The organism is Stieleria neptunia (assembly GCF_007754155.1).
GTDB lineage: Bacteria > Planctomycetota > Planctomycetia > Pirellulales > Pirellulaceae > Stieleria > Stieleria neptunia.
This window is the reverse complement of the sequence record NZ_CP037423.1, coordinates 3,393,681-3,410,781: the sequence shown is the minus strand read 5'-3', so window position 1 is coordinate 3,410,781 and position 17,101 is coordinate 3,393,681. Positions and strand designations below refer to the sequence as shown.

Sequence of the window (17,101 nt, the reverse complement as noted above, 5' to 3'; positions counted from 1 at the left end):
TGCGTTTCCTGTATTCTGGATGCAAGTCATGCCGCTCCAAATCACCGCGGCACAAGGACGTTCGCGTCAGAGGAAAGAATCCTTCGACCAAACGACGAATATTTTTCAGATGTCTCGAAGGATTCGACCTACCGGCGCGAATGCACCTGGAACGCAAATCGACAGTGGAGTTCCGAAGTATGCTGAACGCCAAGCCTCGAATCGTCCTCGTCTGCCAGCTGATCACGCATTTCGCCGTGGCGGCTGCCCAGGAGTCGCAACAGGCTTCGACCACTCCCGAACCTGTTGTCTTCGACACCCAGCACGACCGCCCGAGCGGAATCCTGAGTCGGAATGAATTCTGCGTCCAGAATGGTTACAATTGGCCCAGACGTAAGGTGTGCGTCTCCTGCCTCCCATCCCCCTCCCAGCGAATACACGCGAAGGTCCACCTTTGACTTTTCCGTTTGATCGTAGCGCCAAGTTCATGGCAATCTTCCTTGCGTTACTGAGCAGCGCCCACGCGCAGCGCACAGAGGAGAGCGCGCAGCGCACAGAGGAGAGAAAGAGTGCTTCCGGCACGCAGCCGGAAACGGTGCGGTCCAGCCCCGTTGACTTTCTGCACGAGATTCAACCGATCCTGCGAGACCACTGTTACGAGTGCCATGCGGGGACCACGGAAGAGGGCGGCCTGAATTTGGGCATCAAAGCCAATGCGTTCCGCGGAGGAGACAGTGGGGCGGCGATCCGTGCAGGAAACAGCGAAAAGAGCTTGCTGATTGAGTTGGTATCCGGTGACGACGAAAATCGCTTGATGCCGCCGGAGGGAAACAAGCCGCTAAACGAGAAGCAGATCAACCTGATCCGTGCGTGGATCGATCAGGGCGCAATTTGGCCCGATGGCGCGGACGTTGTGGATCCAAAATTGGATCGAGCCAGGAATCACTGGGCCTATCAACGGCTTGCACAGACGGAAGCACCTTCACGGCAAGCCGACGACAATTGGTCGAAAGGAAAAATCGACCGATTCGTCCGCCAGCAACTCAACCGCGCCGGGCTTCGACCGGCGCAATCAGCCGACGCGCGCACGCTGGTGCGGCGACTGTACTTTGATCTGATCGGATTACCGCCGACTCCGCAGCAAACGAAGCAATTCATTTCTGCGCACGAAGTTGATCCTGACTCGGCGGTGCGGAATCTTGTGGACCAGCTGCTGGCTTCGCCCCGTTATGGCGAGCGGTGGGGACGGCATTGGCTGGACGTCGCTCGCTATGCCGACAGCGACGGGCAGGAATCTGATATGGATCGTCCGCACGCATACAGGTATCGCGATTTCGTGATCCAGGCGCTCAACGAAAACATGCCGTACGACCAATTTGTACGGTGGCAAATTGCCGGTGACGAATTCGAGCCGGAGAACGACGCGGCGATTTCGGCGACGGGCTTTCTGACCGCCGGAACCTCTTTCAAGTTGCCCGATTCGTTCCTCGAAAGCGAACGGCTGATGAACCGTTACAACGAGTTGGACGACGTGATCTCAACGTTGGGATCCGGGCTCTTGGGAATTACCGTCGCCTGTGCTCGCTGCCACGATCACAAATACGACGCGTTTTCCGCGCAAGAGTACTACCAGTTGCTGGGAGTCTTTCACAGCGGTGACCGCGTGACGAAAAAACTGCCCAGCGGGAAAGAGGCTCTCGTTTTTCAGGATTTCGACGCGAAGCGGCGCACCACCTGGCTGTTCCGCCGCAGCGACTTTTACGATCGAGAAATCGAAGTCGAAATCGGCTTCCCCAGAATGCTGTCATCCGGTGCGGAGGCTGCCGACTATTGGCGAAAGGCCCGCGAAGCCTACAGCGAGATCGGAGAAGCGAACAGCACGTTGCAGCGTCGCGCCCTCGCCGACTGGATGACCGACACCGGGCAAGGTGGCGGAAGCCTGCTGGCCCGAGTGATTGTCAATCGCGTTTGGCACCACCACTTCGGCGAGGGTCTGGTGCGCACGACGGGTGATTTTGGTGTTCGCGGCGATGCGCCTTCCCATCCGCAGCTACTCGAATTCCTGGCCAACGAATTCGTTGAGCGCGGCTGGAGATTAAAATCGCTGCACCGCGCGATACTCACGAGCGCCGTCTGGCAGCAGGCCAGTACACGAGACGCCGTGGACCGGCGCGGTTCGGAGATCGATCCTGACAACAAGTTGCTTTGGCGCATGACTCCGCAACGTCTCGAGGCTGAAGTCATACGCGATGCAATGCTGGCAGTGAGCGATACGCTCAACCTTGAGGCAGGTGGCCCCGGTTTCAAGCCATACATCGCCCCCGAGGCTAACCTTGCCCGAAACATCAAGGGCGAAGGCTATCCCAAAGACGCGAAGGACGACGCGGCCACTCGGCGACGCAGCATCTACATGTTTCACAAGCGTCTGATTCCCTATCCCATGTTTCAGGCGTTTGACCGCCCGGACTTAATGACCACCTGTGTTCGCCGGCAAAACACAACCGTGGCGCCACAGGCCATGGTGATTCTGAACGATCGTTTTGTACGCACCATGGCTCGGGAGTTTGCCGATTCGCTGGTCCAACGCACTGGCAAGCCTGGTAGGCCGGAATCTGAGCTGCAGTCATTCGTCGAGACAGCTTTCGAAATCTCGTTCGCGCGGCTGCCGACACACACAGAAACAGATACCTCGATCCAGTTTATCGAAGCGCAAACAGCGGCACGAACGGAGCGAGGCGAACAGGAGCCGCGCTTCGAAGCGCTGACCGACTATTGTCAGACGCTATTCGGTCTCAATGAATTCATTTACGTCGATTGAGTACGCTGAAATGTCAAGAAATCCGAAGCTGTTTCCTTGTGGCCGGATCGCAAACCTGCTGAGTCGCCGAGAGTGGCTGTGCCGAGCCGGGGCTGGGGCAGGAATGGTCGGCCTGGCCAATCTGCTGGCTGAGCAGAATCTTCTGGCCGCACCGAAAACGGACAGGTCTTCCATGCCAGTGACCTCACTGGTTCCGCGTCAAGGCCACTTTCCCGCAAAAGCAAAGTCGGTCATCTGGCTGTTCATGGAAGGTGCCCCGAGCGGTGTGGACATGTTCGATCCGAAGCCGGATCTCGACAAGCGAGACGGAGACACCGCCGACATCCAGGCCTTCTTCGGCAACCCGGGGCCGTTGATGAAGTCGCCGTTCTCCTTCAAGCAGTATGGCGAATGTGGGCAGTGGGTCTGCGACAAGTACACCCATGTCGCCAAACATGTCGACAAAATGGCATTCCTCAAGTCGTGCTATAGCGAATCGAACGACCACGTGCCGGCGATCTACCAGATCAACAGTGGGTTGCCTCGCCCAGGCTTCCCGACCGCCGGCGCTTGGGTGACTTATGGCCTCGGCAGCGAAAACCAGAGTCTGCCGGGCTACGTTGTGATGGGCAACACAAAGGGAGCCAAGGGCGGTCCACACAACTGGGGTGCCGGGTTCCTGCCTTCGACCTTCCAGGGGACGCTTTTCCGCTCCCAGGGCACTCCCGTTCTGAATCTCAACCGGCAACCGAAAGTAACGCAGCAGGACCAGCGAGCGCAGCTCGACCTGATGGCCAAGCTGAACGACGAACACATGCGTCGGCACGCGGACGACGCCGAGTTCGCGAACCGCATGCAGTCCTTCGAGTTAGCGTTTCGGATGCAGAAAGAGGCCACCGAAGTCGTCGATCTTTCGCGAGAGACGCAGGCGACGCATGAGCTGTACGGGATTAACAATCCGCGATCGAAGTCGTTTGGATCGAAGTGCCTGATGGCAAGGAGGCTTGTCGAAAGCGGTGTAAGGTTTGTTCAGGTCTACAGCGACGGCGAGTGGGACGCTCACGACAATCTCGCCGAAAATCATACACACCATTGCTTGGCAACAGACGTCCCGGTGGCCGGACTTCTGACCGATCTGGAGCAGCGCGGAATGCTCGACGAAACACTTGTTATCTGGGGCGGGGAGTTTGGCCGCATGCCGATCTCGCAGAATGGAAAGGGACGCGATCACAATCCGAACGGATTCCTGCAGTGGATGGCCGGTGCAGGAATCAAAGGAGGTGTCAGTTATGGTGAGACGGACGAGATCGGCTACAAGGCTGCCCAGGACCCAGTCAGCGTGAACGATTTTCACGCCACCATTCTTCACCTTCTGGGCCTCGACCACGAACGACTGACCTACTTCCATAACGGCCGCAGCTACCGTCTAACCGATGTCGCAGGCAATGTGATACAGGAGATCCTTTCGTAAGAGGTGCGAGTTTTTTTCCGAAAAGCGCGAAGGAATCTCACGTTACCCGCGAAGGAATTCGCAACGACGTCTTCCCCGGAGCCTCGACAGCATGTCAAAACCCTCGCCACCGGCTGTGATCCTCTCCATGATCACACTTTCCATCTTCGCCAGGGTGAATTGCCCCGCACAGGACATTCCGCTTGTTTACGAATTTGAGCAGACGGGCTCAGACCTGCCGAAGCCTGTGTTGCCGGATTTTGATCAGTTGCCGACGGTGCGGCCGCTTCCCGATCCGTTTGCCTGGTCGAACGGAAGCGGACGTTCTACGCAGTTCGAAGATTGGGCTCGCCGCCGTGCGGAAACCTTCACGATGGCCATAGCTGGTTGAATGACTTTCCGTGGCAGCGTGTCAATCACCCGCTGCTGTTTGATCGTCAGCGAAAACCCAAAGCGGCGTTCGATGCCGTTTACGAGTTGCTAAAGAACTGATCCGCCAGCAAGGCCGCCCACCCAACGACCGGCGGGTGCGATCCGCGTAGTGCGCCCCTGATTCCTCCAGATTGGTATTTATAAAAAGAGGCTTCCTCCTGCAAAATGTTGGTTACCAAGCTAACACCGCAGGAAAGGAAGCCTCATGGACGTCAAAGTTAACGCTGGAAGCCTTGTTTCGGCAATCGCAGAAACTGAAATTTCCGTCGCCCTGGACAAAATCGTCGACGAGTTTCGAGAAAATGCCATCTCGCTGGTCGCATCGTTTGCCGCTGACCAATCAACGCCCGAGCAAACGCATAATGTCGAAAATCAGCTTCATCAGCAACTTCTTGAGGTCGGGCGACGCTTGATCGAGTGGCTCTTTTCGCAACTCGAACCTGCGATCGACGAGATGCCCGGCACGGTTTCGTTTCGCGAGCAGTCTCATCGACGGTTGCCCGACAAGGCGCTTCGGTCGGACATCGTGACACGGTTTGGCAAGGTCTCGCTGCTGCGGGCGCGGTATCGACGCGGACGAGCCGGTCGGGTGATCTTCCCGATAGAAATCTCACTGGGCATCGAAGACGGGTTCACTCCGGCGGCGGCTGACCGGGCCGGTAAACAATTCGCGGCCTGCGGGAGTTCTCAGGAAAGGACGCTGGCAATGATCACCGATCAAATGGGAACGAAGATCGGTACGGAGAAACTTCGCAAACTCGTCGGCACGCTCGCCGACGGCATGGAACCGCACCGCGAGGAAGCTCAAGTTGAAGAACTGATGAGAATGATTGGCCAGGCTCGCGGGCTGGAAAAAACGCCGGTTTTGTCGGTCAGCCGTGACGGCGTCGCCCTGGGCCTTGCACAGTGGAGCTCTTTCGAGATGGCCAGTGTCGCGTGCGTGAGTGTCTTGGCCGATGGCAAGAAACTCGGGACGGTGTATTTGGGCCGCGTTCCCGAGACAAATCAGGCCACTCTTTCGAATCAACTGACCAGTCTGCTCACGGCAACGATTCGTGGCTGTGGCAATTGTGTCCCGGAGATTGTGTACGTCAGCGACGCGGGCAAAGTCGAAACGGCTTACTGGAGGAACACGTTGCAGGCGTTCTTTGTCGATGGGCGGCGAATCAAGATCACTCGTGTGGTCGACTACTACCATGCCGCCGAGCGTCTAACAGTGATCGCCGACGCATTGAAGTTGGGCAAGGACAAGACAAAGCGAATTGAATGGCTTGAACATGCGAGATGGTTGCTTCTGCAGCCCGGTGGCCACGGACGTGTGCTTCGCAGCATCGCAAAGATGCGTGAACTCTATTGCTACAAGGCATCAGCAACCGATGAGGCGGAGAAAGCCGAGCGGTACCTTCGACGTTATTCTCGTTTCATGGACTACGCTACAATGAAATCGCGCGGTTATCCGATCGGCAGCGGCGTAGTGGAATCGGCCTGCAAGCAGATCGTCAGTGAACGAATGAAACTGTCTGGGATGCGTTGGAGCAAAGAGGGTGGTCAACGAACGATGACGCTTCGTTGCTTGTTGCTGAGCGGGATTTGGGACGCGGTCTATAAGAAGTGGCTTGCGGCGAAACCGGCTGTCAGAGACCTTATCATCACCGAAGACGCGTGATTGGCGGATCAAGCCGCGCACCACGCGGATCGCACCCCGACCGGCTCAACAACGACGACGGAACGATTCTCACGTTTCACGGCGATGGCAGCCAGGATTCCCGAAGGAGTCGCTCCACAGACGCAAACATCGACTGGCGAGCCGACGACCTGCAACGACTGTCTGAAACGCATGGGCTGGCCGCAGTAGCCGATGGCACGCACGCATCATCGGTGCGGCCAGTTGGCGTAGTCTTTGAACACACTCGCGCCCCAGTTGCCGTACCACGTGTAGCCGCCGCGGCGTTCGCTGCCGATCTGCTGAATGTCGTAGCGGACGACGCCATCGCGGTCACTGAAGATGGGACGGTTCGTTTCGATCTCGTAAAACCTGGCCCAAAGTGGATCGGCGTTCGGGTCACGACTGAGCGCTGGCCCAGATTTGCTCTTACGGTATCGGTAACCTTCAATCTTTGCCGAATCAAACCACTCCACGCCGCATCGGACGGCACGAATCACTTCGGGAGATGGCGTATCAAGACTCATTAGATAACGCAGAATGCCGGCACTTTCGGCGCCACTGAGTGACGGATGCTCGTAAGACCGGGCCAGAACGGGGGCCAGCGTTTCGGCGTGATGCTGGGCGCACCAGACCGTGGGCGTGCCGTCGACAACAATCTGGCATTTGACGATGCATTCGATGCCACGTTCGATCGCCTTTGCCGCTGCCTGGCGACGTGCTGGATCCACGAAACCAAAGTCTTGATCGGAAACGACGTCGGCGAGCAGCTCCATCAACTTGATCATCGTGCCGTCGTTGAACGTGATGTGTCGATGGTACTTTGTGCTCAACGGATAGAACTGCGGCCATCCACCGTTGGGGTATTGCGCGTTGAGAATGTGGTCAAGACATTTCAGAACTGCAGTCCGATAGCCGTCATCACCTACGATTCGATATCCTCGCGCCAGAACGCGAATCTCGCCGGTCGTTGCACCGTTGTCGAATGTCCCCGCTGGAACTTTATCGCTCGCACGCTTCTTTCCAGTTGTATCCATATTCTTCGGCCAGTCTCCGTACTCGGTCTGCCACGAGAGGACGTTCTCGAGCACGGAGCGACCGTCGTTGCTGTGGAACCAGTCATCAGGCTTCTTCAGCAGATTCTCGGCCGGCGTGCCAGCGACGAGACGCGAGGCCACGCACGATGCGACAACAAGTGTCATGATGCAGCATTGGGATTTCATTGACATCTAACTTTCCGACGATGCTTAAAGTCTGTAATGCGACGCCGAGCAGCTGAATGATGCATTACTTTCAGGACGTGTGAACCGGCGAGTTCGTAAAATGGGATTCTATCATCAAAAGCAACTGGTTGATGATCATTTCCTTGTCGACTCGCCTGTCGGCAGATCCATTTTTCTGCCCGCGCATTTTCTGCCAACCAGCGCCGGTTCTGCCATCACCTCCCGATTCAAATTGCTCGACCAAAGCACTTGGGGCGCCGTCAATCGCAGCGGACAAGACTCGCGTCTGGCCGATTCCTAATGACATCCGATTGGGGACTTGCTACCCTCGGCAATCCCAAACGTAGAGCGGAGTCTTTCCAATGCGAATCTGTTTCTTTCTGGTCGGTTTGTGTCTGTGCCATGAGATCGCCAGTTGCGAGGATCCTCCTGCTCCAACGCTGAAGTGGGCATTGCCACAGACGGTGCGTCTCACGGCCCCCGGTGTTTTTCCGGTTCGCATGGCGACCTTACCGTTTTTCGAAAACGAAACGAGTCCAGAGGCCAAAACGAACACGGTTGCCGAGCCCCACCGTGATCCGGCAGCTCCCGGCGAGGCCGATGAGCCCTGGATGTACCCGCTGACGATTTCAAATTCTCCTGACCGACAGGAGCTGAACTCGCTTACCATGAGCGAGAGTTACGTGGAGTCCGGCGGAATCAGAATCTCTGAAGCCACCAGTCGGGTCATCCATGCAGAAGTCGCAAGTTTTGGTGAGATCGTCAAATGGTATTCGGCGAAACTGGGTGATACCAAACTCTCGCAGGCACTCGAGGCATTCGATCAGCACTCTGCAGGCGAGCCGGATTTCCGCCAAGATCGATCGGTAGGTTTCGCGGTTCCGACGACGACGCATCTGACCTATAGATTCACGCCGGATGCGAAATCGATCACAATTCTGCACGCTGACGATGCAGGCGATCGCGTTGCCATTTCATTGCTCGGAACGAAGACAGAAACCGCCATCGAAGTCATCAGACGATTCGCAATGCCGGCGGATCGTGAAGGTGCGTTGGACGCAGCCGACTAGCGGAGAGCGGAAAATAAGGACCGTCGGAAGAATAAGTGGGATAGGCTTCCAGCCTGTCATGGCGAAAACGACAGGCTGGAAGCCTATCCCACTTCAAGAGATCAGACACTTCTATTCCGCTCAATGCTGACGCAACGCTACCGACCCTCGTCGTCCGACGTCTCGAGGAGCGGCTGGATGGCGTTGGCAATCCGCTCCCCCACCCTCTGTGCGGACCGCGGGCCGTAGTGGCCGGCGGCTACCCAATCACTGTCGACTACCGATAACGATCCTCTCAGATCCAAGACGGCGACTTGATCCGGTGATGGCGAAGTGCGGTTCGAGATTGCCGGTCGATCGTCGCCATTGCTCGGCAAAAAGACCAGGATCAGTTTCGCGTCGCGTCGCTCAAAGTACTCCCGCATCTCTGAAAACAGATCGTTACCGTGCTGCCGAGCGTTTGTTTCACCGGGGCCTGAGTTGTCGTGACCCTGATGACCGTTTTTGATCGGTTGTCCGGTTGCCAAGTCTTGCGGGCGGGGCAACCGGGAATAAGCCTGGTCGGCCAACCGGCATCCGCCCGCCAGCACATAGCTTTGACTAAATGGCCGCCCGATGCGGTGGGGTAGCCCACGCGGGTTCATTGCAATGTTGTCGTGAAACCAAAACAGATCCCCCACAGGCTTCGACGGCGTCGAGGAATAGTTTGCGAAGACTTCGGTTTCTGAATGCCGTCCATAGGCGTTGACCACCACCACGCTCGGGTGGACGCGTCCCTCAAAGTATCGCTTGAACTTGTAGAAATCCCGAGCGAGATCGAAACCCGGTTGCGAGACTGTTTGCACCCTGACGGGAACAACCGAGTGCCTGGCGATCTGGGCGGCAACGGACTGATCGTCGCGTAGCCCGTAGGAGAACATCATCGATCCGCCCCCCAACAAAACGACCTCTCGACGGGCCACATCGCGATTGTCAGCGGTCGACACGGGCAACCGGAACCCCTTTTCATCGAGCCGGAGTGGCACCCTCCAGGCGCCGTCCCGATGACGCATGGCGCCGACGTAGTTGGGCGTAAACACGAAACCGAGTTCGTCATCGGGCCGGTGAATCCCGACTTCAAACCACGTCTGGTAAAAAAGCGGGAACGGGACGACCGATCGCACAAAACACTCGGCCGCAACCACGCCCAAGATCCCCCACGCCAAGCAACGCATCACGATGCGAACGCGTGGCCCGCGGGTAACCGGAGGAGACTCCATGGACAACCTCAGAATTGAAAGTAGATGAATGGCGTGGAATGAAAACCGACGGTGACAATCGACACAAACAGAAAGGCGAACGCCGCACACCGCTGCGGCAAGGGTAATCGCAGCAGGACGAACTCGTCTTGAGCGACCATTTGCCAATAGTGGAAGGCCTGCAGCAGCACGAATGACGAGAGCACCGGCACGGCGAAATGCCAGGCTTCGGGCGTCCATCGCAGGTCGGTCATGATCTGCCACGTGAAGTCAGCAATCTGTGCGGTGGACGAACAACGAAAGAGGATCCATCCGAACAGCGTGAATCCCATCGTTGTGCTGATCGAGAAGAAATACCCCAGCGCACGCTTGCGTTTCCACCCGATGCCGAGCCCCTCGAAAGTATGCCAAATGACAAGCAACACACCGTGGTAGACGCCCCACAAGACGAAATTCCAAGCTGCCCCGTGCCAGAGCCCCCCGAGGACCATGGTAACCATCAAGTTGACGCACGTTCGCGCTCGCCCACGTCTGCTTCCGCCAAGTCCAATGTAAAGATACTCCTGCAGCCAGGACGAAAGCGAGATGTGCCATCGACGCCAGAAGTCTCGCGGACTCTCCGCGAAATAGGGAAAGCGGAAATTGACCATCAGCTCGATTCCCATCAGCCGAGCGAGGCCACGCGCGATCAGCGAATAGCCGGCGAAGTCACCGTAGATCTGAACCGCAAACCCCAACGTTGCGAGCAACGCAATCATCCCGGAGTACGAATGGGGTGACGCGAAGACTTGATCGACCATCGGCGCGATCGAGTCCGCGAGGACTACTTTTTTAAAGTATCCCAACAGGATCTGATGCATGCCCATCGAAACGTCGCGGCGCGAAATGACGCGGGCCTGCTTCAACTGAGGCATCAAGCGACTGGCTCGCTCAATCGGACCGGCCACCAGTTGCGGGAAGAACGCAACATACAGGGCCACCACCAGTGGGTCGCGTTCGGCGTGGCATTTCCCGCGATACACGTCAATCGAGTAGCTCATCGTCTGGAAGGTGTAGAAACTGATCCCCACCGGAAGAATCAGTCGTAGCGTGGGCAGATGAGGCGTGAATCCGAATTGCGAAAGCAGCATTGCAAACGAGCTGATGCCGAAATCGTAGTATTTAAAGAATCCCAGAAGCCCCAGATTGAACGCGACGCTGACGAACAGCCAGAGGCGCCGACGTCGCTCGCAGCGGCTCGATTCGATCCCGATCGCGGCAAAATAATCGACCGCCGTCGACGCCCAGATCAGCGACAGGAACCTCCAATCCCAGGCACCGTAGAACACATAGCTGGCGATCAAAAGGAGCGTGTTTTGGATGGGCAACGATCGACGCGTCACCAAGTACAGGACGTAGGTGATCGCGAAGAAAACCAGAAAGAGATGACTGTTGAAGAGCATCGAATGACCGCGGCAACCCGTAAAAATGGCGAGGTAGGAATCTTGCAGGGCCCGGTCCGGTGCAATCTCGCTCCACGTCCCGATGCAACGTCGACAGGCTGGGAGCCTATCCCACGTATTTTCCGTACGTTGCTAAACTCCTCCGCGCCCCTCCCAGAGGACGTCAATTGTATAAGTGTCGCAGTTGATCGTAACGGAAGTCGTCAAGACTTTCGCAAGCCGCCGGCCTTCTCTGGCGTTTGCTTGCCGCGCAAACGCCGTCTCTCCCAGAGGGCGAGAATCTCAATCGGTTGCCAAATCCTGCGGTAATAGAATCGGCGTCCCGAGGGAGGGTGACTTCGACTTGTGCAGACGCCAATGCCCTTTCGCTGCCATCCCGCGGCGGTTCTTCAATCGCTATGCCCGTTACAAACGCTAGCGTCAGCCTGATCGGCAGTGCTTCGCAAGCAGCGGGGGAAAACCCTCGTGTTTGACTTTGGCGAGGGTTTGCCCTCAGCCGTTAACAGTGATGACGAAGGTCACGTGTCGCGCGTCTGGAGCGCGTCTGTGGTGCAACGTGGCTTGCGATTCACCCTCCCCCCAATCTTCAACTTCCGTGGACGCGGGGCGTGTCTGCGGCAGCGGAGCCGGCTATCACTATGAATCCCACCCAACGCACTTCTGTTCCCCCTCGCCGTCGCTATTCGGAACCGGTCGAAGAACGCGTCTTGATTGATGCCGACGTATCGGACTTCATCGCCATGGATGGAGCCCATGATCCCCGCGAATCCAACGGGTCTGCGACGGGGCACGGGCCGAAACAAAAACCTCGCACGGTGTCATGGTATGGCCGCATGGACAGCGGCTCGAGTGAAGTGCCGGGGCTGCATCCGCGTCAGTACGCGTTTGTCGACGTAACGGTCCAGCAGCACGAATCGCGGGTCCAGGACCTGGTCGGAAACGGCCAACCCCTGGAGATCATCTACTTGGACCCGAAAGGCAACGGGATCAAGCAGATGGCCGAAACGCTTTCGGGCCAAGCCGACCTGGATGTCGTCTATCTCATCTCCGATGGCTGGGACGGCCTGTTGCAACTGGGGGATCTGGCGATTGATCGCGCCGATCTGGCACTCGACCACGCATCGTCGCTGCGTGCCATCGGCGCCGCGCTGGCCGCCGATGGTGACTTTCTGCTTTACGGATGCGGTCTGGTCGGTTCCACCGCGGGGCTGAATCTGATCGATGCCCTGTCTCGACTGACCGGGGTGGAAGTCGCGGCGTTGGATGCGTCGATCGGAAATGTCGCGCTGGATGAAAACTGGGAACTGGAATTACTCCGCAGCGAATCGGTCGGGCAGCATTGCATCTGTGTATCAGCATCCGACTCCAACGGGCTGGCCATGCTTGCCCAGGCTGCAATCACGTCCTCCCCAGAGTCGACCGCGCAGGGGCCGATCGGGTCGTCGAGCCCAGGGGAAATCAATGCCGCTGCGTTCGACATCAACGTCTTCCTGGAAAGCGACTCCTGCTCTCCGTGGTGCGCAGGGTTTTCTCCCCATTTCGATGTCTTTCACCCGCGTGGTATCCGGGTCGACGGATTTGCGATTTACGGCGGAAGCCTGTCGCCGGCGGTCGAAAAAGTGTTGACCGCTGCCAGTGAAATCGCCTCCGTCGGCGGCAATCCGAGTGACCCGCAGCTTGTCGATCCATCATCGCCCCAACCGCCGCGATCAACCTGGCACGGCAGCCCGATGGACACGGGGGCATTCGGCGTCGATTGGGTCGTGTTCAGCGGCTGATCCTGATCGACAGACCGGAAACCTACCCCACTGTTCTGGAGGAACTTATTGGACGGGTCACCGTCCAAGACGATAGAGTGTGTGAAGTTGAATGTTCGTCAAAGCTTTTCGTCGATCGTCTTTCTCGCGTTGCGGGGTTGGAAGTGGCTGGCCGAATTAATTTTCCGTGCGGAACGTGCGCGCAAACCCTGGCTGTTGATTCCGCTGCGGTCGGAAAACAGGTGCAGTGCCCCAAGTGCCAGTCGCGTTCGGTCGTACCGGCATCAACGCTGGCGGCGACCGGCCACCGCTCCCCCGCCCCATCACGCCCCGTGAAACCGGCGGCATCGGAATCGACGATCGTGTCGTGCCCCAGTTGCCAGACGAAAATGTCCGTCAAACTGCTCGCCAAGCCGGCGGTGACGGCTTGTCCGCAATGCAAGACGCAGGTGCGACTTCCCGCCAAATCGCCAACGGCGCCGTCAAGGGTCCAAGCCCCCGCCAAACGCAACGCATCGGCCGAGCGTGGAACGGGTCCGCCCGCCCAGTCGCCCACGGCGCTGCCGAACGAATCGCCGGCATTTTCGGCGCTTCCCCCAACGCCCGGCGGCTCCGACCCATTCGATTTGGGACAACTTGATTTGCCGCAGCCCGCGGCACCGAGTGGAGCAGATTTCACGGCCCGCTCGCGCGGGACCAAGTCATCGTCCAACACCGGAGCGTTCCCGGCAAGACTGTGGGCGTGGGTCGGTGACCACAAGATCGTCACCGCGATCCTGGCCCTGAACGTCGTCGCGCTGCTGTCGTCGATCTTCTTTCCGCCGCTGTTGCTGGTGTGCGCCGTCCAGTTGCCCGTGGGTTTGCTGATCGCCGGTGCGACGTTCCTGCCGCGGTTGCATCTCGTCGAACGGGTTTCCAAAGCGGTTGGCGCCCAGATGGCTGGGATCGGTGCCGGCGGCGTGATGCTGTTGATCTTGGTGGGCCTGGCCAAAGGCGGATTGCGAATTGCGCGTCGAAGTAGCCGAAATGAGAACTTGGACTTCTCGGGATTTGATCCGTCCAGCCTGGGCGCGATGGCCGGCGCGCTGGTCGTCTTTCTCTGCGTCAGCGCCCTGATCATCTACTGTTGGAAACTGATCGGAATCGTTCGCGTGATCGCGGCCGGCTATCTGTTGGAAATGTCCATCCTGCTGGTGTTGTTGATCATCGGCGGAGCGGTCAATTCCCGCCGAGAGGCGGAGATGGCACGCTACCACAAAGAAACGATGTCGAAAATGCAGAGGCCGGAGTGGGCGACGCCAGGTATCGGGTCCCCGGGATCAAGGCCCCCAGGATCAAGGCCCCCAGGATCAAGGCCCCCGGGATCCGGCATCAACGCGAGGCAACCACCAAACGCCGGCGGGCCGAATGCGTCCGAGATTCGTATCATCGTGATGCACGGGCCGAACACTGACCTGGCCGAAGTGCGGGAGAGTTTCCTGGCGAAGGCTGGCCATCCCGACCACGAGACCCAGTCCAAAGGTATGATGATGACCGAGTGGGTGATTCAGGATTCGGGCAGTCCCGGCGAGCTGGCAGAACTCGTCGACTTTGGCCGCGTGTTGCACGTGAGCGAATTTACCAGGACGATCCGCGTGGGGATGCCGCGCGTGCGTCCGTAGCAGAACGTCTTTCGCCACGCCTGCGGGTCAGGGAGAGAGATGGCAGAATGATACGGGGCAGAATGATGGGTGACGCTGTGAAGCATTGGTTAGCAGCAGGGCGCAAGCGGGCTGTCGTTTTAGTGAGCCGCGACGCGTAAGCGGCCGTCGGAAAAATAAGTGGGATAGGCTTCCAGCCTGTCATGACGAAAACGACAGGCTGGAAGCCTATCCCACAATCAATCCCCGCCACTTATTCTTCCGACGCTCCTAAACGTCCGGGCATGCCGGCGCCCGCCCGAGGCCTTACGGCCAGCGGCTCACGATTGACTCAGCAGTTCCCGACTCAATCGACAGACCGCTCGTGCCGTTCCGCTGACACCATTGGTGCCAAATCAAGTGGCATCGGCTCAGCTTAAGGCGTGGTGACCGGCTCGGCCGATGCGGCGGCTTCTTCGCTGTTGGGGCGAATCGCTTCGAAGTAGGTTCGCACGGTTTCGCGAACGCCCATGGGCAGCGGTTCGGAGTCGAGCACAGCTTCGGCTTGGCGGCGGAAGTCGTTGTACTTGCCGGCGTAGGCCCGTGCGGCGTCTTGTTCACCCTCGGGGGCCTGCGTGATTTCGGTTTCGCTGGGCCCTTCGCCTTGAACGCCGGTCAGCTGTTCTTCTTTGCGGGTGCTGTCCAGACTGGTCGCCTTGTCACCGAGCGGTTGGCCGCTGGAGGCGATGCCGGCCTTGGTGCTGGGGCTGTTGGACTTTTTCGCGATGTTCGATTGGCACTGGCCGCGGCACTGGCTCTTGCATTCGGAGAGACGATTGAGTTGGCAGGACATGCACTGGCCGATCTTTTTGCACTCGCCTTGTTTCTTGCATTGGCTGGCCAACTTGGAGAGGCAGGCTTTGCACTCTTTCATGTTTTTGTTGCTCAGGCCTTCGGCGAGTTGCGAGATCGACTCGCTGAGTTGGCCGTTTTTTCCTTGACTGAGTTTTGCGACCATCTTTTTCAGGTTGTCGGCGACGGCGCGGCGTTGTTTGTCACCGATTTTGGAAGGATCGACCGATTCCAGTTCTTCGCTGGCCTTTTCGTAGTCCTGCGACTCCATCGCCTTGGCGGCTTGTTGCAGTTGGTCGGACGGTTTGATGGCGGCGGCGAGCGCTTGCATGGTGGCATCGGTCATTTCCAATTGCATCGCTTCACGCGCTTCGGCGAGCGATTGTTCCATTTCCGAGAGCGAAGCCATCAGGTCGTTCTCGTCGATCGATTCGGATTCCATCTCGTCGACTTTTTCACGCAACTCTTCGAGCAGCTTTTCGATCTCGGGGTCTTCGTGCTCTTTGGCGAGTTCTTCGAGTTCGGGCAACATCGTCTCGCGGAGCGACATCGATTGTTCGGTCGCCAGTGCGAGCACCGGGTTGGCGTCGACTTCATTGAGCCCGCTACCGGTCAGCGCCAGAACGACCAGCATCACGGCGGCCAATCCCGCGGCCCAACGAAGCGGCTGGTTCCACGGCTGGATGGAAACACACTGATTGGCATCGACGCGATTCAAGTGCGTGTTGGCTTCTTCGATTTGAAGCCGTTTGGCGGTTTGATGGGAGCCGGACGTTTCGTCGTTTGCGGCGAGGAATTCGAGCGTCGTGATCGATCGGTCTTTCAGATCAAAGTGCTCGTCGATCAGTCGTGCGGCTGCCTGGGCACTGCGGACCCGGGTGGCACCGATCAACAATCCGATCAGACCGCCCAGCAGGGAAATGCCCAACGCCCAACCCCAGTGCGTGGCGGGCGCTAATAAAGCGCGTGAGAGTGCGAACACGAGCGCGGCGGCGGTGCCGATCAGCAAGCCCGATGTCACGCCTTGGGTGACCGAAGCCAGCCACAGTCGCTTGCGTACCGAGTGTGTCAGGGACTCAATGGGGCTCGTCGTCGGCGAGTGGCTGTGACGAGAACTTCGCGAATCGTTGCTCATGTCGGCCTCGAGAATCAACTCAAAGGGGCGGTCGGGCGAAAAAGACTCGCTGTCTAGGGTAAGGGAGTCCCACCCGCGGGGTCAAGCATCGAAAGCGACAAAATGCGATGTGTTTCACCCCGGTCGCCGGCGGTGGCAATGGTGATGCAACCGGTTCAGCTTTCGGAATCGGTCCCACCCGGCGGGCAGAGTCAGATTCTGCGGCGATGAACGGCCGTCGCTCCCTGCCGGCGGATCGGATGGTGCAACGATTAGAACTGAATAAACGTCGACTGACGGGAAACCCTCACACCGAAACGCCCCAATCAGGTGGGCGAAATGGGCCACTCGCCCCGAGCTGCATGAATCTGAGGAACTTTGACAGCGAATCGTCGTCCAACGTCGACGTTGGAATGTGCCGGGAAAGCCAATTCCCCGGTGTTTTCCGTGCCGCCACCACCCGGACGGGCCGGTGCTGGCTGTCTC

The 17,101-nt window shown here is 58.5% G+C and carries 14 protein-coding genes; 9 read left to right on the top strand and 5 right to left on the bottom strand.

Translation table 11 applies throughout. The features are described 5' to 3' along the window. Nucleotides 1–466 precede the first annotated feature (466 nt). From Enr13x_RS11865 to Enr13x_RS11845, 5 genes are all read left to right on the top strand, one after another. Entirely contained in the window at nucleotides 467–2,797 is a 2,331-nt protein-coding gene (locus tag Enr13x_RS11865; protein WP_145386254.1) for a PSD1 and planctomycete cytochrome C domain-containing protein, read from the top strand. Between the two features lie 10 nt (nucleotides 2,798–2,807). Further along, a complete protein-coding gene (locus Enr13x_RS11860) occupies nucleotides 2,808–4,247 on the top strand; it encodes a DUF1501 domain-containing protein (protein ID WP_145392248.1) in 1,440 nt (479 codons plus the stop codon). A gap of 91 nt (nucleotides 4,248–4,338) precedes the next feature. Beyond that, nucleotides 4,339–4,617, top strand: coding sequence for a hypothetical protein (locus Enr13x_RS11855; protein WP_231744228.1), 279 nt, complete (start codon nucleotides 4,339–4,341; stop codon nucleotides 4,615–4,617). Then, nucleotides 4,614–4,718, top strand: coding sequence for a hypothetical protein (locus Enr13x_RS37905; RefSeq protein ID WP_197455969.1), 105 nt, complete (start codon nucleotides 4,614–4,616; stop codon nucleotides 4,716–4,718). Before Enr13x_RS11855 ends, Enr13x_RS37905 begins: the two co-directional genes overlap by 4 nt. 145 nt (nucleotides 4,719–4,863) lie before the next feature. After that, the gene (locus tag Enr13x_RS11845; RefSeq protein WP_145384490.1) at nucleotides 4,864–6,324 is read left to right on the top strand and encodes a hypothetical protein; all 1,461 of its coding nucleotides are present in this window, start codon (nucleotides 4,864–4,866) and stop codon (nucleotides 6,322–6,324) included. Nucleotides 6,325–6,332: 8 nt separating this feature from the next. Here the strand turns inward: Enr13x_RS11845 and Enr13x_RS39760 are convergent, their stop codons facing one another. Both Enr13x_RS39760 and pelA read right to left on the bottom strand, forming a co-directional pair. After that, nucleotides 6,333–6,497, bottom strand: a complete 165-nt coding sequence (locus tag Enr13x_RS39760) for an FAD-dependent oxidoreductase (protein WP_145386250.1) — start codon at nucleotides 6,495–6,497, stop codon at nucleotides 6,333–6,335. 33 nt (nucleotides 6,498–6,530) lie between these two features. After that, nucleotides 6,531–7,523 (bottom strand): pectate lyase, encoded by a 993-nt coding sequence (gene pelA / locus Enr13x_RS11835; protein WP_145392247.1) that lies wholly within the window; start codon nucleotides 7,521–7,523, stop codon nucleotides 6,531–6,533. 121 nt (nucleotides 7,524–7,644) lie between these two features. Here pelA and Enr13x_RS11830 point away from each other — a divergent pair, with 121 nt between their 5' ends. Next, the gene (locus Enr13x_RS11830) at nucleotides 7,645–7,845 is read left to right on the top strand and encodes a hypothetical protein (RefSeq protein WP_145386248.1); all 201 of its coding nucleotides are present in this window, start codon (nucleotides 7,645–7,647) and stop codon (nucleotides 7,843–7,845) included. Nucleotides 7,846–8,155: 310 nt separating this feature from the next. After that, nucleotides 8,156–8,614, top strand: coding sequence for a hypothetical protein (locus tag Enr13x_RS11825; RefSeq protein ID WP_145386246.1), 459 nt, complete (start codon nucleotides 8,156–8,158; stop codon nucleotides 8,612–8,614). Nucleotides 8,615–8,751: 137 nt separating this feature from the next. Here the strand turns inward: Enr13x_RS11825 and Enr13x_RS11820 are convergent, their stop codons facing one another. Together Enr13x_RS11820 and Enr13x_RS11815 are read right to left on the bottom strand one after the other, a co-directional pair. After that, nucleotides 8,752–9,852 carry a hypothetical protein gene (locus Enr13x_RS11820; RefSeq protein WP_145386244.1) on the bottom strand — a complete coding sequence of 367 codons (1,101 nt, stop codon included), beginning with the start codon at nucleotides 9,850–9,852 and terminating at the stop codon, nucleotides 8,752–8,754. An 8-nt stretch (nucleotides 9,853–9,860) separates the two neighbouring features. Beyond that, nucleotides 9,861–11,273 (bottom strand): MBOAT family O-acyltransferase, encoded by a 1,413-nt coding sequence (locus tag Enr13x_RS11815; RefSeq protein WP_145386242.1) that lies wholly within the window; start codon nucleotides 11,271–11,273, stop codon nucleotides 9,861–9,863. Nucleotides 11,274–11,911: 638 nt separating this feature from the next. Here Enr13x_RS11815 and Enr13x_RS11810 point away from each other — a divergent pair. Together Enr13x_RS11810 and Enr13x_RS11805 are read left to right on the top strand one after the other, a co-directional pair. After that, nucleotides 11,912–13,051, top strand: coding sequence for a DUF4347 domain-containing protein (locus Enr13x_RS11810; RefSeq protein WP_145386240.1), 1,140 nt, complete (start codon nucleotides 11,912–11,914; stop codon nucleotides 13,049–13,051). A gap of 311 nt (nucleotides 13,052–13,362) precedes the next feature. Next, entirely contained in the window at nucleotides 13,363–14,691 is a 1,329-nt protein-coding gene (locus Enr13x_RS11805) for a hypothetical protein (protein ID WP_231744227.1), read from the top strand. Between the two features lie 394 nt (nucleotides 14,692–15,085). Here Enr13x_RS11805 and Enr13x_RS11800 read toward each other — a convergent pair whose 3' ends face one another. Continuing rightward, entirely contained in the window at nucleotides 15,086–16,636 is a 1,551-nt protein-coding gene (locus Enr13x_RS11800; RefSeq protein WP_231744226.1) for a hypothetical protein, read from the bottom strand. Between the last annotated feature and the right edge of the window lie 465 nt (nucleotides 16,637–17,101).